The sequence below is a fragment of the Burkholderia sp. MSMB1459WGS genome (assembly GCF_001534535.1).
Lineage (GTDB): Bacteria > Pseudomonadota > Gammaproteobacteria > Burkholderiales > Burkholderiaceae > Burkholderia.
In genome coordinates this window covers 443,952-459,406 of record NZ_LPMU01000023.1, presented here as the reverse complement: position 1 = coordinate 459,406, position 15,455 = coordinate 443,952, and the positions used below count along the sequence as shown (strand labels likewise).

The window sequence follows — 15,455 nt, the reverse complement described above, 5'->3', positions numbered from 1 at the left end:
TGCCCTTCACCCGATCCGCCACCAACGCGGCAACAGATTGCGCACCTCGCGCCGCCGGTAACGGTCGTCGATCAGATGCACGACCCCCTCGTCGTGCTCGGTCCGGATCACGCGCCCGGCCGCCTGCACGACCTTCTGCAGCCCCGGGTACAGGTACATGTAGTCGTAACCGTTGCCGAAGCGCGCGTCCATCGCGCGCCGCATCTGCTCGTTGACGTCGTTGACCTGCGGCAATCCGAGCGTCGCGATGAACGCGCCGATCAGCCGCTCGCCGACCAGGTCGACGCCTTCCGAGAAAGCCCCGCCCAGCACCGCGAAACCGACGCCGCGGCCGGCCGCGTCGAAGCGCGCGAGAAACGCGTCGCGCTCGCTTTCGGCCATGCCGGGCGCTTGCGCCCACACGGGGACGTCCGGATGGCGCGTCTGCATCAGCGCGACCACGCGCCCGAGGTAGTCGAAGCTGCTCAGGAAGCCGAGATAGTTGCCGGGCCGGGCCGTGTATTGCGCGGCGATCAGGTCGGCGATCGGCTCGAGCGAGCGATCGCGGTCGCGCCAGCGCGTCGACACGTGGCTCGCGACACGCACCGTCAGTTGCTCGGCGCGGAACGGCCCGTCGACGTCGAGCCAGCCCGTATCGCCGGGCAGCCCGAGCGTGTCGCGGTAGAAATGGAACGGGCTCAGCGTGCCCGAGAACAGCACGGTTGCGCGCGCGGCTTCGTAGCGCGGCGCCAGGAAGCCGGCCGGGATCACGTTGCGCACGCACAGCGTCGACTGGACGCGGCGCCGGCGGCCGGCCGTCGCCACGCCGTCGAGCGCAGGCTGCCGCGGCATCGGTTCGCCATGCAGCGTCGCGTCGAAGATCGATGCGCTGTCGAACGCTTCGGCCAGCACGCCGAACTGGATCGCCTCGAAATGAAAGCGCAGCAGCGCGTCGCCGTTCGCGCGCGGCGCGTCGGTCAGGTGTTCGCCGATCGCCGCGACGAGGTTTTGCACGGCCGATACGATCGGGCCCGGCACGTCGGGATAGGCCGCATAGCGCTCGGCCTGTGCGCGATTGAGCGTGCCCCACGCACGGGCCAGCCGGTCGAATGCCTTGCGCAGCGCCGCGGGCGCGGCTTCGCGCGCGGCCGCGAACGCGAACGGATCGAGCGACGCGCTGTACATCTTGCGGGCGCGGTCGAGCAGGTTGTGCGCTTCGTCGACGAGCACGCCGACGCGCCACTGGTTCTGCTGCGCGAGCGTGTGCAGCATCGCGCTGCCGTCGTAGTAGTAGTTGTAGTCGCCGATCACCATGTCCGACCAGCGCGCGAGCTCCTGCGCCAGGTAATACGGACAGACGTCGTGCGCGAGCGCCGCGGCGCGCACGGTGTCGCGATCGAGCAGCCCGGCGTCGATCGCCGCGTCGCGCGCGGCCGGCAGCCGGTCGTAGAAGCCTTTCGCAAGCGGGCACGATTCGCCGTGACACGCGTTGCCCGGATGCTCGCACGCCTTGTCGCGCGCGACGAGTTCCAGCACGCGCAGCGGCAGCGCGGGCGTGCCGGCGCCGAGCGTCGTCGCCGCTTCGAGTGCGAGCGCACGGCCGGGCGTTTTCGCGGTCAGGAAAAACACATGGTCGAGCTCGCCTTCGCCGCATGCCTTCAGCAGCGGGAACACGGTGCCGAGCGTCTTGCCGATGCCGGTCGGCGCCTGCGCCATCAGGCAGCGTTCGTCGCGCGCCGCGCGATAGACGGCCACCGCCAGCTCGCGCTGGCCGCTGCGGAACTGCGCGTGCGGAAACGCGAGCGCGCGCAGCGCCGCGTCGCGGGCGGCGCGATGGGCCGTCTCGCGTTCGGCCCAGCCGACGAAGCACGCGCACTGCTCGGCGAAGAACGTCGCGAGCGTGCCGGCATCCAGCGTTTCCGTCAGCACGGTCTCGCGCTCGGACACGATGTCGAAATACACGAGCGCGACGTCGATTTCCTCGAGATCGCGCGCGTCGCACATCAGGTGCGCATAGACCTTGGCCTGCGCCCAGTGCAGTGCACGATGGTTGTCCGGCATCGCGTCGAGGCTGCCGCGATAGGTCTTGATTTCCTCGAGCCGGTTCGCCACGGGATCGTAGCCGTCCGCGCGGCCGCGCACGGTGAGCGTCCCCCACGTGCCCGTCAGCGCGATCTCGGTTTCGTAGCGCGCGCCGCGCTTCGACGTGACCGCGCCGTGGCCGGCGATGCCTTCGAGCGCGGTCGGCGCGGGCGTGAAGCGCAGGTCGAGATCGCCGCGCCGCGCGGTGAACTCGCACATCGCCCGCACCGCGACGACGTAGCTCATGCGGACAACCCCGCCGCTTCGGCGTGCGCGACGGCCGCGCCGGCCCACTCGACGTCGACGACGCGCACCGGCATGCGGTGCGCGACGCAGTAGGCGAGCCAGCGTGTCTGGTTGTCCTGCAGCCGGTCGCCGGGGCCCTTCACCTCGATCAGCTCGTAGCGGCGTTCGTCGGGCCAGAAGCGGACGAGATCGGGCAGGCCGGACCGGTTGCTGCGGATATCCGCGAGCAGGCGCGTGAACCATAGCCGCAGATGCTCGGGCGGCAGGCAGGCGAGCGCTTCGTCGAGCAGCGTGTCGGTCAGCACGCCCCAGAACACGAACGGCGATTGCAGCCCGGCCTTCGTCGCGAAATGCCGGCGGATCGTGTCGCGGTACGCGCCCGAATCGAGCTGCGCGAAGCATGCGTCGAAGGCCGCCGCGCGGCGCATCGCGAAATCGGGTGCGTGCAGATCGGCCGGGCCACGCTGGAACGGGTGAAAAAACGCACCGGGCACGGCCGCGAACACGGGCTCCCAGCACAGCAGCCCGAACAGCGAATTGATCAGCGTGTTTTCGACGTAGTGGACCGGTGAAGCCGGCTGCGCGAGATGATCGCGCACGGCGAATTCGACGCTGACGGATGCGTCGGGGCGCGCCAGCACGAGCGTCTCGCGCGGTACGTCGGCGGCGGCAGCCGCGCGTTCGACCCGCTGGCCGGCGCGGCGTTGCAGGCGCGGCAGCATGCGCTCGACGCGCTGACGCTCCTCGTCGCTCTCGAAGCCGCCGCGTGCGTCGAGCGCCAGCGCGAGCGCGTCGTCGTCGCGTCCGCAGCGTTCGAGCACGCGGATGCGACGGTGGCGGCTGCCGGGCCACGCGCTGCGGGTGTACGCGTCGAGGGCGGTACCCCAGTCGGCACGGCGCTCGCACGCCTGGCCGAGCGCGAACAGCAGCTTCGCGCGGCGCGTCGCGAGCCACGGCTGCGCACAGTCGACTGCGGCCAGCGCGCGGATCAGGTCGTCGAACGGCAGATCGTCGGGCCATGCATCGAGCGCGTCGCGGCACATCTGCAGCGCGAGATACGCGTCGACGTCGCCACGCTGCTGGAACGCGCGCGACGACGGCGCGATCGGCACGCTTTCGTACTGGAACACGCCGAGATCGGCGAGCACGAATTCGCTCCAGTCCTGATGCAGATTGCCGAAGAACATCAGCCGCAGCCGGTCGCACAGTGCGCCGACCGTCACGCGCAGTACGCGGTCGTCGGCCTGTGCGCACCACGCGTCGAGCGGTTGCGCGACGTCGTGCGCGGGCCGCAGCCGGTCGAGCCAGTCGGCCTTGCGTTCGCCCGCGTGCGCGGCGAGCGACGGAAAGATGCGCAGCAGATCGGCCTTGGTCGACAGCGCGAACAGCTCGTCGAGCGTGAGCGGCGGTGCCGGATCGACCCAGCCGAGGGCGACGAGCGGCGCGGCGGCGTCGAGCGTGCAGCCGATCTCGTCGTACACGAGCTTGCTCGCGCGGAAATCGGACCCGTTGCGCATCAGCATCCGCACGAGCAGCGCCCGCGATGCCTGCGGCAGCGCCGCGAACTGCCGGACGAACGCGTGCTCGTGCGCGTCGAACAGGTCGTCGTAACGCTCGCCGAGCCAGGCCAGCGCGCGTTCGAAATTGGTCAGGTAGTAAAACGCCGGAGGCGTCGGTGAGGCAGGCGTCACGGGGATCGATCACTGTACGTTTGTACAGGTCGCAATCATATCAAATGTGACGGGCGATGCTGTACGCGGCATCGCCCTCCCGCTATCCGCCTGCGATCCGGCTTCGGTCAGAACTGGTAATTCACCGACATGTCGAACACGCCGTTGGTCGACTGCTGCGTGATCGGGCTGCGCGCCGCGCGACCGACGAGCTGCTCGATCGCGCCGTCCATCGTGACGAACCAGTGCTTGTTCACGAACCACACCATCGTCACGCCGAGGCCGGCCGACTTGATCCCGGCCCCCGACGAATAGGCCGGCAACCCCGAGCGCGCGGCCGCGCCCTGGTTCACGCCGAACCAGCTGTTCATGTAGCGGGAATCGGCGAACGACACGGTGGGCCCCGCGAACCAGAAGAAGTGCTCGTTGCTGCCGGGCATCGGCATGTACGCGGAGAAATCGCCGGTCCAGCCGTTCGACCCGCCGATGCTGCGCCGGACGTCCGCGCGCAGCACGAGCGGGAAATCCTTCGAGACGACGTAATCGGCGGCGAGCTTCATCACGGGCGCCGCGTTGATGTTGTCGAGGCCGTTCAGGTGGCCGAGATCGTCGGCCGAACGCCGTCCGAGGTCATAGCCGACCGCCAGGCTCACGCGCCAGTTCGGCCCGCGCAACACGTTCGCGCCGAGGCCCTCGCCGGTCGACAGGAAGAACAGGTCGCGATAACGGATGTCGAAATTCGGGCCGCCCATCACGCGATAGCGGTCGGAGCCCGCGTAGCGCGGCTGCAGCGTCATCGCGGCGCCGACGCTCACCTGCCAGGCGGGAATATTCGGATCGAAGAGTTTCTGGAGCGGTACGCCCGCCGTGTATTGCCATTCGCCGAGCGGCGACGGCGTCTGGGCCGCCGCGTCGCGCGCGCCGGCGGCAAGCGCCGCGCATGCCGACAGGCCGGATACGAACCGGCGTGCGCCGGGTGACAGCAACAGGCGAGCAACAGTGGTCAAGGCGGTCTCCGTCGGCTGCACGAAACGAACCTGAAGGAAAGCGTGTCGCGCTTCAGCGGCTGCAACAGTCGGCAGCCCGCTGCGCGAACGTAGTGTGCGCTGAATTAACGGACATCCTACGCGACACGCGTGCGGACGCAAAGCGCCCGTTGTGTACGGGCACTTTGCCGGGATCCGGCATGCGCCGGCGGATGATTGCGGAATCAGAAACGCTCGACGTGATAGTCGCCGGCGAGCGCGGCCGGACTGCGCGACGACATCATCCGCGAGAAGCCGTCGGCGAGCCGGCCGAGCGCCAGTTGCTTCTGGCTCGCGTCCCAGTGCGTATAAGTGTCGTATGCGGCATCGTCGAACGAAACGGTGACGGCGACCGGGCGGCCGCTGGCGCGAAAGCCGATCTGCAGCACGCCGCCCGGCAATTCCTCGATGTGATAGTGCAGCGAACGCGATTCGAAATAGCGGCCCAGTACCTGAGCGATCGCGCGCTTGTCCGGCGATTGCACGTGAATGTCCATGACGGTCCTCCTTTCAGTGTTCGCGCGGCCGGTGGTGGCGCACTGCCCCCGTCCGGCATCCGCATCGGCGGCGGGTTCGACGGCGGATCGCCTTGCGGCAGCCCGTCGGGCACGGGCGGGTCGACCGGGTCGTCGTGCCCGGGCGGCGGCGGATCCGGGTCGACGTCGGGTGTCGTCGGTTCGGGGCGGTGCAGCATGGATGGCGTATTCATGTCACTCCTGCGCGACGGCGCGCGCATTTCGATGGCGAAGCGAGCGCCCGCAAGCGCCGTGCCCGCTATCGCGCCGTGCCCGCTATCGCGCCGTCGGGTTCAGTCGTCGTAGGCCGCCATGACGAGCCACATCGTGCGCCCCTCGGCGCTCAGTTGCACGGCAAGCGCGAACGGATCGGACGGTTCGCAATGGGCGACGAGCGCCTGCTGCGCGCGCTCCGGGCCGTCGTAGACGGTGTCGTTCAGCTCGCGTACCTCGTCCTTGCCGTCGAACATGCGCCGCTCCGGCCGATAGACCCGCGATTCGCGCTTCCACGTGTCGAACCGCTCGCGCACGTGGCCGAAATCGCCGCCGCATACGTTCGCGTCGTAACGTATCCTTTCCCTGGCTGCATTCATCGCGATGTCCTCTCGTCCATACCGGCCCCGTGCGCGTCGTACCCGCATGCCCGGCCGGTTCTCGCGGCTTGCAAGCGCCGTGCCGCGGTTGCCGCGGGTACGGCGCTTGCGCCTTCTCATCGACAAGGAGGTTCGATCATGACCGTTCACGCCCCCGGCCGCCGCGACGCCGTGTCACCGGCTGCCGGACTGCTCCGGTTCGCCACGTCGCGTCCGCCGTCCGAAGACAAGACGGAGGAACGCATCGACGAAGGGCTCGAGGAGACGTTCCCGGCCAGCGACCCGCCCGCCGTCGGCGGTGCGACGCGTATCGACCCCGCCAAGCCGTCCGGCGAGCGCGAACGTCGCGCGCCGCACGTCCCTTCCCCGCCCCGCGATCACGGCTGACGGCGGCACCCGGCACGCGCTGCGTGACAGCGCAGCCGCGCGCCGGCCCAATCAGGAGCGATCGATGAAAGTCCTTGAACGCAGATGGCATGAAGTAAGCGGCGCAGCCGGCGTCGCGGCGCTGGCCGCGATCGAAAGCGCGGTGGTCCTCGCAATCGTCACGATGACGGGCATCGGCCACTGACGTCCCGCGTCGACGGCCGCGTCTGCGCCGTGGAAGATGTACAAGCAGGCTGGCAAATTTCTCCGTCGCCGGCTATCCGGCGCAAGCCCGTTATCAGCGTGAAGAGGCCTTGGGCCCGACGCGTGCGCCTCGCGCGGCACGCGCGGTGCTCCCGCATCGTCCCCGCTCACGAAGGAGACGTTCATGTATCGCGTCAACGAGATCATGTCGCGCGACGTAGTGTGCGTCGCGCCGACCGACACGATTCGCCATGCAGCCGAATTGATGCAGCGCTTCGATATCGGCGTGCTGCCCGTTTGCGACGGCGCCGAACTCGTCGCGATCGTGACCGATCGCGATCTGGCGGTGCGGGCGCTGTCGCACGGCCATTCGCCCGATACGCCCGTGCAGGCGGTTGCGTCCAGACCCGTGCAATGGTGCGTCGAGGACGACGGCGTCGGCGATGTCCAGCAGCGGATGGCCGACGTGCAGTTGCACCGCTTGCCGGTGCTCGACCGCAATCTGAAGCTGGTCGGCATGGTGTCGCTCGGCGACATCGCCACGCGCGCGGGCGGCCCAGCTCGCGACGAGCTGGCCAACACGCTCGAGGACGTATCGCTGCCGCGCCGCCGCTGAGCGGCGTTCCCATCCATCATCCCGCGCGGCCTGCCGCCCCGGCGCAATACCCGCGCGACGAATTCGCGCGCGGGCCGGGTTGCCGCTTCGACCAGGAGGTTTTCGATGACAACGGACAAACCGTCGCGCGACGCCGCGCGCATCGTCGGCACGAATCCGCGTACGGCCGTCGGCGGCCCGGGCCCCGACGTGATGGCCGCCCGCACGCTCGAAGGCGATCGCGTGCTGACGCTGGACGGCGACGACATCGGCAAGGTCACCCACATCATGCTCGACGTGCGCGCCGGACGAATCGCATACGCGGTCGTGTCGTCGGGCGGCCTGCTCGGGATCGGCGACAAGCTGCTCGCGGTGCCGTGGAACGCGCTCGTACTCGATGCCGAGCGCGAATGCTTCGTGTTGCCGGTCGACACCGCGCGTGTGCGCGAGGCGCCCGGCTTCGACAAGAGCCGGTGGCCGACGATGGCCGACCCCGAATGGGCCGAAGCACTGCATGCGTACTACGGCCGTTCGCCGTACTGGCTGATCGAGGAAGGCGAAACGGCGCTCGATTCGCCGCCGTACGAGGCGTCGCCGGGCGGCCCCGAAGACGGCACGCGGCGGCACTGAAGCCCATCGGCCGAAAGGCGGATCACTGCGCGGCGGCCACCGTCTTCGCGAGTTGGCGGGAGGCGCTCAGGTGTGCGTTCAGCATCGGCAGCGTGCGGGCCGCGAATGCGCGAAGCTGCGGGTCGCGGCCGTCTTTCGCTTCGGTTTCGTAAAGCCGGACTGCCGCTTCGTGTGCGCGAGGCCCCGCCAACGCCACGTACGCCGTATCGAACGCGCGCCCGTTCTTCGCGCGCAATGCCGTCACCGCCGGGTCGACGAGCATGCGCGTCTGGACCGGTATGCCCTTTTGCGCGCCGATGTGCCGCAATTCGTCCGCGATACGTGCATGGTCGTCGACCATCCGGCGGGCGAAGGCCTTCACGTCCGCGTTCGACGAGCGATCGAGCGCAAGCTGCCCGGCCTGCCGTTCCACCTTGCCGATCATGCCGGCCTTGTCGACGAACTCGGCGTCGATGCCGATCGGCCGCTGGGTCATGCCCGCCTCGTCGGCGGTCGGGCCGGGGCGCACGACGCCCGGCGCGACCTGCGCGGACGAAGCAGGCAGCGCCTGCGCATGCGAGAGCGCGAACGCCAGCGCGCCCACGGCGGCAGTCAGGACGATTGCCGCCGATCGACGCCCGCGTGGCTTCATCCGGTTCGTTTTCGTCATCCGGGCCTCCGTATCGGGCAACGGAGCGTCACGCGGGACGATGGGCCGACGTGAAGAAATCGGTCCACTCGCCGTTGTGCCATGCGCCCTCGGTGCGCTCCACCGATAGCGCGCCGGCGGCGAGCATCGTCCGCTCCGCGAACGCGATCGTGCGCCGCGTCACGTGCGCGGCCAGCACGACGCCGTTTTCGCACTGCTTCAGCGCGCCATGCCCCTCCGGCGCATCGCCGCGCATCCGGCCGAGCGCGCCGCACAATGCGCCGACGTACCCGCCGACGAGCGGCACGCCGATCCACGCGAGCGGGGAATGAAGGCCGCCCAGATAGAGCAGCGCGGCCCCGGCGAGCCCGACGATCGCGCCGATGGCCACGCCTTCCAGCGCGCCGATGCCGCCAGGCCGCGCGGCGGAGTCCGCATAGACGTCGCCGCCGAGCCAGAACAGCGCGTGCTGTCCGGGCGGATTGAGAAAGAAGACCTTCACGTCGTCCCGATGCATGGCGTGGCCGCGCAACTGCTCCGCGCAGCGTTCCGCCTGCTCGAGCCGCGAGAAACGGCCCGCGATGATGGTGTCCATGTCGAACCTCCTGCCCAGTGACGCGCAGGACCGCGGGCGCGCGACGCCCGATCGGCCCGGCGCTGGCCCGCGCATCACGTTACTTCCGGCGGATCTGCAGCTTGTCGCGCACGCCGCTCACGCCGCTGACGTCGTGCGCGACGCGGATCGCGGTCGCGCGTTGTCGCTCGTCGGGCACGTTGCCCGTCAGTTCGACCACGCGGTCGCGAACCTGCACGTCGATGTCGCCGGAGGCCAGGCCGCGTTCGGCGACGAGCGCGGCCCTGACGCGGGACGCGAGCGTCGCATCGCGGATCTGCCCCCCGACGGCCGACGCCTGGCTCGCAAGCTTCGCACGGGTGCCCTCCTCGGCCGATGCGTAGCGGGGCGTCGCGATCCATGCACACGACAGCATCAGTATGCTCGCGATCGGCACGACCGGCGTCCTATGCCTGGTGCGTGCCGGCTCGCTGCCCGTGCCGTCGCGCGTCGTGCTTTTCGTTGCGTCCATCGCGCCTCCTTTCTCGTATGCGGCCGGACGGCCACGCGGCCGGATTGCCGCGCCGCGTGTGCGTCGGTTATACGTCGGGTATGTACCGCTACCGCTCGCGCGGCTTCCCGTCGCCCATGTCGTCCGGCACGACGTCGACGATCACGCTCGCGAGCGTCGACATGTCGACCGGCTTGCACAGATACGCATCGAACCCGGCGGCCATCACCCGGCGCCGGTCGGCCTTGCCTGCATGCGCGGTCACCGCGACGACCGGCAGATGTCCGCCGCCGTTCGGCAAATGCCGGATCCGGTCCAGCAGCCAGTAACCGTCGCCGTCCGGCATCGCGAGATCCGACAGCACGACGCTCGGCTGCTGCCGCTCCACCGCGTCGAGCGCATCGTGTCCCGACCAGGCGGTCGATACCTGCGCGCCCATGGTCTCCAGCGCCGCCGCGAGGCTGGTCCGCGACGTCGGATCGTCGTCGACCACCAGTACGCGCTGACCGTCGAGCGCGACCATGTCGGCCTTGCCCTTCGCGCGCGACGGCTGCTCGACCGGATCGTCGGCGTCCCAGCCCGCGGGCAGCGTCACCGTGACGGTCGTTCCGCGCTCGGCGCCTGCGCTCGTCGCGACGACCTCGCCGCCGTGCAGCTGCGCAATGTTGCGCACGATCGACAGGCCGAGCCCGAGGCCGCGCCGGGGGGACGTGAACGCGCCTTCCGGCCGGCTGAACGTATCGAACAAGTGCGGCAGGTATTCCGGCGCAATCCCTTGTCCGGTGTCGGAGACCGACAGCCGCACGCGCTCCCCCGCGCGGGTCAGCGACACGTTGATCCGCCCGCCCGGCGGCGTGAACTTGATCGCATTCGACAGCAGGTTCGACAGGACCTGGCGCAGGCGCTCGCCGTCCGCCGGGATCACGCAGGCCGGCATCGCATACGACGTCGACAGCACGAGCCCGTTCGCCTGCGCCGTCGCGTCCAGTTCGCGCGTGGCGTCGCGCACGATCCGAACGAGATCGACCGGCACGCGTTCGAGGCGCAGCCGGCCGGTCGCGAGGGACGATGCGTCGAGCAGATCGGCGACCATGTGCGACAACGACCGCGCGCTGCGATCGATCGCGTCGACCGCCTGCTGCGCGAAGCCTTGGCCGTCGGCGTTGCGCAGTACCTCGACCCAGCCGTAGATCACGTTCAGCGGCGTGCGCAGTTCGTGCGACACCGTCGCCAGCAACTCGTCCTTCAGCCGGTTCGACGTGTCGGCCTGCATGCGCGCGTCGCGTGCGCCGCGCAGCGAGCGAAGGTTGTAGCGCTCGTTGCGGCGGCGTTCGCCCGCTTCGCGCAGCGTCAGCGACAGGCCCGCGCAGCGGTCCTGCGCGTCGACGATCGGCGAGGCGACGAAGGTGGCGCGAAAACGGCCGCCGTCGCGGCGCACGCACAGTACGTCGAGCGGCCCGACCGGCTCGCGCAGGTCCGCGAACGACGCGGGCACCGCATGTCGGCGCAGCCAGCGCGGCGCGATCATCGTGGCGACGTCGCGTCCGTTCGCCTCGGCCGTATCGATGCCGAAGATTCTTGCCGCGGCCGGATTCCAGCTGGTGATCCTGCGCTGCGCATCGGTCCCGACGATCGCATCGGGCGACGCATCGACCACGCGGCGCAGCAGCGCGTCGTCGGACACGCAGGCGACGGACGACGGCTCACGGTGCGGTGGGTACGGATCGCCGTCGTCGTCATCGATCTCGCTCAAACGATCGTTTGCGAGCAGCGGCTTCACCGTCGTCACCAGCACGCATTCGGCGAAACCGATCGCGACGAACGCGCCGGCTTGCGCGAGCAGCGTCGCCAGCGACGCGTCGCGCCACCACAATGCGGCGATCACGCCGAGGCTGGCGGCGGTCGCGACAAGGCCGCCGGTGAGCGACGTCAGCCATGCGGCGGCGGCCACACCGGCGTAAAAAGGCAGCGGCGCAAAGGGCGCGTGCTTGCCGACAGCCTGAATCGCCCACGCCTGCAGCGCGGACGCCACCCCGACAGCCAGCACGATCCATGCACCCTGCCGAAGCAGCTCACGGGTCATAGTCCTCATTGCATCCTTGCATCGCGCCGGTTCCCGTCTGGTGCGGGGGGATGCCGCATTTCGACCATCCGGCATCCCGTCGAGCGCGCCGGGCGAGCAGGAACGCGTCAGCAAACGACGTACCCGGCGCTGGCCAAGGTCGCGCTCGCGGCAACGCATGGCCGCGCCCTACGCCCGCGCCGCCGGCGGGCCGGGCGGCGGGCCGGCGGCATCGCCGTGCGCCGCGCCGCGATGTATCGCCGGCCTTTTTTTTCATCGGATTTCTGTAAAAAAGTGGCGATCCAACCCCGACCGCGGCGTCACACCGAGGGCGGGCGACCGGCCCGATGGCCCGTTTCTGTCGGTCATGTCGCGCACATTGGAATTTTCTATTCCGCGGCACCTTCGCGGCCGTTTCGCTGTCGATGATAAATATTGCAAGCAACGGAACCTGCGATGCCGTTTTTCAAAACGGCCCACGAACGCCTATGGGTGAATCCGCAAACCGGACGAAGCAGCGCGCGGACAGTCGCCGGTTGTCCGGCCGGTCCGCCGCGATGCGCACGCTGCTCGGCCGTATCGAGAAAATCGCGCCGACCCGCGCGAGCGTGATGATTGCCGGCGAAAGCGGGGTCGGCAAGGATATCGTCGCGCGGCGGCTGCACGATCTCAGCGCACGGCATGACGGCCCGTTCGTGCCCGTGAACTGCGGCGCGATTCCGCCCGAGCTGGCCGAGGCGCAATTGTTCGGGCACGAGAAAGGCAGCTTTACCGGCGCGACCACGCAGCGCGAAGGGTTCTTCGAAGCCGCGCGCGGCGGCACGCTGCTGCTCGACGAAATCGCGGAAATGCCCGCGGCGCTGCAGGTGAAGCTGTTGCGCGCGATCGAGTCGAATACGATCGTGCGCGTGGGCGGTACCGAATCGATTCCGCTCGACGTGCGGTTCGTGTCGGCCACCCGCCACAATCCGGCCGACGCCGTGCGCGACGGCCGGCTGCGCGAGGATCTGTTCTACCGGCTCGCCGCGTTCGCGATCTACGTGCCGCCACTGCGTCAGCGCGACGGCGACGTCGAGACGATCGCGCAGGAATTCGTCGACACGCTGAACGAGCGGCATCGCTCGCACAAGCGGCTGACCGGCGCGGCGATCGCCGCGTTGCGCGCGTATTCATGGCCAGGCAACGTGCGCGAACTGCGCAACACGATCGAGCGCGCGTACCTCTTGTCCGACGAAGGCATCGAGATCGCGCTGCCGAAGCAGCCGATGCCGGCAGTCGACAGCACGTCGGAAGGCGCGATGGCGCTGCCGCTCGGCGCGACGCTGCACCATGCGCAGCAGCGCTTCATCGTGGCGACGCTGCGTCACTTCGACGGTAACAAGCCGCGTGCGGCCAAGGCCCTCGGCATCAGCCTGAAGACGCTCTACAACCGGCTCGCGCTGATGCGCGACCAGGGCGGCTCGTGAGCATCGCGGGCCGTACGCCGCGGGCCGCCGGCCGCGTCAGGCGACCTTGAACTGCCCGACCGTCGTCGCCAGCGCGTTCGCTTGCGATTGCAGCGCGGTAGCCGCCGCGGTCGACTGTTCGACGAGCGCCGCATTCTGCTGCACCATTTCGTCGAGCTGGCTGACGGCGCGGTTCACTTCCTGGATGCCGCGCGTCTGCTCGTTCGCCGCGTGCGTGATCTCGGAGATGATGGTCGTCACGTTCGACACGTTGGACACGATCTCGCGCATCGTGTCGCCGGCCTGGCGCACCTGCCCCGATCCGGCCGACACGCTCGCGACCGTCGATTCGACCAGCACCTTCACTTCGCGCGCGGCCTGCGCGCTGCGTTGCGCCAGGCTGCGCACTTCCTGTGCGACGACCGCGAAGCCGCGGCCCTGTTCGCCCGCACGGGCCGCTTCCACCGCTGCGTTCAGCGCGAGGATGTTGGTCTGGAACGCGATCCCGTCGATCACGCCGATGATGTCGCCGATCCGGCCCGACGCTTCCTCGATCTTCCCCATCGTCGCGACGACGTCCGACACGACCACGCCGCCGTGCGACGCGATCCTCGACGCGGCCGCCGCGCGTTCGTCGGCCTGGCTCGCGGCTGCCGCCGACTGGCCGACGGTCGCGGTGATCTCTTCCATCGACGCCGCCGTTTCCTCGAGGCTCGCCGCCGCCGATTCGGTACGCGACGACAGGTCCTGGTTGCCCGCCGCGATCTCGTTCGCGGCCGTGCGCACCGATTCGCTCGCATCGCGGATCTGGCGCATCACGTCGTTCAGCTTGTCGACGAAACTGTTGAACGAGCGCGCGATGTCGGCGACTTCGTCGCGGCCGTCGGCCGGCAGGCGCTGCGTCAGGTCGCCGGCGCCCGAGCCGATCGCGGCCATCGCCTGGCGCACCTGCGACAGGCGGCGGAACGCGGTCGCGGTGATCGCGCCGATGATCAGCGACGCCACGCCGACGATCACGATCAGCGTCATCAGCGACGCGGTCAGCAGCGAACGCATCCCGGCCGTCGCTTCGGTCTTGTCGAGCAGCACCAGCGCGTACCAGTCGGTACCGGGCACCGGTTTCGCGCGCACCAGCTTCGCGTCGCCGCCGACGCCGACCTCGACCGGTGCGCTCGCCGCCGCGATCGATGCAACGCCCAGCGAGCCGAGTTCGGGCGATACGTCGGCAACCGGCTTCAGCGTGAGCTTCGCGTCCGGGTGCGCGACGACGTGGCCGCTGCTGTCGATCAGCATCCCGAAGCTGGCCGGTGTCGGGCGGATCGACTTGACGTTGGCGATCACGCTGTCCATCGACACGTCCGCGGCGACGACGCCCTTCAGCGCGCCGTCGCGCAGAATCGGCACCGCGAACGTGACGACGAGGTTGCCCGTGCCGGCATCGACGTACGGCGGCGTGACGACCGGCTTGCCGGCCTGTGCGGCCTGCTTGTACCACGGCCGGCCGGTCGGGTCGTAGTCGGGCGGGATGCCGGTCGGGTCGGAGAAGTGGAACGCCTTGTCGGCGTAGCCGGCATAGACGTTCGTGAAGCCGCCGGCCGCGGCCATCTGCTTGAACACCGGCAGCGGATCGGGCGTCAGCGCGGCATCCTGCAGCGACGCGATCATCCGGCTGCGGGTGGCGACCCAGTCGGCGATTCCGACCACGTGGCCGCTGGCGACCGAGGTCAGATTGCGGTCGATCGCATCGTCGTTGTACGAACGCGCGATGAAATAGTTGATCAGCGTCGTGGCGACGAGCGCGAATACGACGATGGCGACGCACGCGGCGAGGATGCGGGCGCGAATGGACGAGAACATGGCAACGACTCGGTAAGGGAGCGGGAACGCCCGGTGGACGAATTCACCGGGTAAACGGCAAATCGCGCCGCTTACTTGAGGTCGTTGTGACAATTCGTTGAAACGTATGACGAAACGCGCCGGCGACTGTCGGCAGATCGTCAGGATGGCCGGGCGGCGGGTGTGCCTCGCGCCGGTCCCGGCGCCCCGGCCGCTACCCGCTACAGCCGATGCCTCGGACGCGGATCGGCGTCCGCGGGCGCGTCATCGGCCCGGGTGTCGCGATCGAAATCGTCCTTCTGGCGCATCCGTTCGCGCAGGTGCCGGATCGCGAATACGTGAATGTAGTCGTGCACGCGTGCATCGGACGACAGCGCGCGCACTTCGTCGTCGAGCATCGCACGCAACTGATCCGCGCCGATCGCGCGCCGTTCGGCGGCTTCCTTGAGTGAATCGAGCAAATTGTCCTTGGACATCGACAGACTCCTGACGGTCGAGGAACGAAAAAGATGACG

General features: G+C 69.5%; 15 protein-coding genes. 4 read left to right on the top strand and 11 right to left on the bottom strand.

Translation table 11 applies throughout. The features are described 5' to 3' along the window. Positions 1–6: 6 nt before the first annotated feature. The 5 genes from WT97_RS09720 to WT97_RS09700 form a co-directional block, all read right to left on the bottom strand. On the bottom strand, positions 7–2,307 hold the full coding sequence (locus WT97_RS09720) for an ATP-dependent DNA helicase (protein WP_060353309.1): 2,301 nt from the start codon (positions 2,305–2,307) through the stop codon (positions 7–9). Beyond that, positions 2,304–3,998: a VRR-NUC domain-containing protein gene (locus tag WT97_RS09715; RefSeq protein WP_060036112.1), complete on the bottom strand. Its 1,695-nt coding sequence runs from the start codon at positions 3,996–3,998 to the stop codon at positions 2,304–2,306. The genes WT97_RS09720 and WT97_RS09715 overlap by 4 nt, the downstream gene beginning before the upstream one ends. 107 nt (positions 3,999–4,105) lie before the next feature. Then, the gene (locus tag WT97_RS09710) at positions 4,106–4,984 is read right to left on the bottom strand and encodes a MipA/OmpV family protein (RefSeq protein WP_059505257.1); all 879 of its coding nucleotides are present in this window, start codon (positions 4,982–4,984) and stop codon (positions 4,106–4,108) included. Between the two features lie 203 nt (positions 4,985–5,187). After that, the gene (locus WT97_RS09705; RefSeq protein ID WP_059505255.1) at positions 5,188–5,499 is read right to left on the bottom strand and encodes a hypothetical protein; all 312 of its coding nucleotides are present in this window, start codon (positions 5,497–5,499) and stop codon (positions 5,188–5,190) included. A gap of 311 nt (positions 5,500–5,810) precedes the next feature. Beyond that, the gene (locus WT97_RS09700) at positions 5,811–6,110 is read right to left on the bottom strand and encodes a hypothetical protein (RefSeq protein WP_060036113.1); all 300 of its coding nucleotides are present in this window, start codon (positions 6,108–6,110) and stop codon (positions 5,811–5,813) included. 138 nt (positions 6,111–6,248) lie between these two features. Between WT97_RS09700 and WT97_RS09695 the strand changes: the two genes are divergently transcribed. The 3 genes from WT97_RS09695 (at position 6,249) to WT97_RS09685 (ending at position 7,905) form a co-directional block, all read left to right on the top strand. Then, positions 6,249–6,497 carry a hypothetical protein gene (locus tag WT97_RS09695; protein WP_059505253.1) on the top strand — a complete coding sequence of 83 codons (249 nt, stop codon included), beginning with the start codon at positions 6,249–6,251 and terminating at the stop codon, positions 6,495–6,497. Between the two features lie 367 nt (positions 6,498–6,864). Next, positions 6,865–7,296: a CBS domain-containing protein gene (locus tag WT97_RS09690; protein ID WP_059505251.1), complete on the top strand. Its 432-nt coding sequence runs from the start codon at positions 6,865–6,867 to the stop codon at positions 7,294–7,296. Between the two features lie 105 nt (positions 7,297–7,401). Beyond that, positions 7,402–7,905: a PRC-barrel domain-containing protein gene (locus WT97_RS09685; protein WP_060036114.1), complete on the top strand. Its 504-nt coding sequence runs from the start codon at positions 7,402–7,404 to the stop codon at positions 7,903–7,905. A gap of 22 nt (positions 7,906–7,927) precedes the next feature. Here WT97_RS09685 and WT97_RS09680 read toward each other — a convergent pair whose 3' ends face one another. The 4 genes from WT97_RS09680 to WT97_RS09665 all read right to left on the bottom strand — a co-directional run bounded on the left by WT97_RS09680 (position 7,928) and on the right by WT97_RS09665 (position 11,689). Continuing rightward, positions 7,928–8,554, bottom strand: coding sequence for a DUF4142 domain-containing protein (locus tag WT97_RS09680; protein ID WP_060036216.1), 627 nt, complete (start codon positions 8,552–8,554; stop codon positions 7,928–7,930). 28 nt (positions 8,555–8,582) lie between these two features. Beyond that, positions 8,583–9,128 (bottom strand): hypothetical protein, encoded by a 546-nt coding sequence (locus WT97_RS09675; protein WP_034204843.1) that lies wholly within the window; start codon positions 9,126–9,128, stop codon positions 8,583–8,585. 79 nt (positions 9,129–9,207) lie between these two features. Beyond that, on the bottom strand, positions 9,208–9,618 hold the full coding sequence (locus WT97_RS09670) for a BON domain-containing protein (RefSeq protein WP_060036115.1): 411 nt from the start codon (positions 9,616–9,618) through the stop codon (positions 9,208–9,210). An 88-nt stretch (positions 9,619–9,706) separates the two neighbouring features. Beyond that, positions 9,707–11,689 (bottom strand): ATP-binding protein, encoded by a 1,983-nt coding sequence (locus WT97_RS09665; RefSeq protein ID WP_060036116.1) that lies wholly within the window; start codon positions 11,687–11,689, stop codon positions 9,707–9,709. A gap of 395 nt (positions 11,690–12,084) precedes the next feature. Between WT97_RS09665 and WT97_RS09660 the strand changes: the two genes are divergently transcribed. Then, on the top strand, positions 12,085–13,125 hold the full coding sequence (locus tag WT97_RS09660; protein ID WP_059789479.1) for a sigma-54-dependent Fis family transcriptional regulator: 1,041 nt from the start codon (positions 12,085–12,087) through the stop codon (positions 13,123–13,125). Positions 13,126–13,161: 36 nt separating this feature from the next. Here WT97_RS09660 and WT97_RS09655 read toward each other — a convergent pair whose 3' ends face one another. Both WT97_RS09655 and WT97_RS09650 read right to left on the bottom strand, forming a co-directional pair. Next, the gene (locus WT97_RS09655) at positions 13,162–14,961 is read right to left on the bottom strand and encodes a methyl-accepting chemotaxis protein (protein ID WP_059505240.1); all 1,800 of its coding nucleotides are present in this window, start codon (positions 14,959–14,961) and stop codon (positions 13,162–13,164) included. A gap of 200 nt (positions 14,962–15,161) precedes the next feature. Then, complete coding sequence (locus WT97_RS09650; RefSeq protein ID WP_059505238.1) at positions 15,162–15,416, bottom strand: DUF3562 domain-containing protein; 255 nt, start codon at positions 15,414–15,416, stop codon at positions 15,162–15,164. Positions 15,417–15,455: the final 39 nt, after the last annotated feature.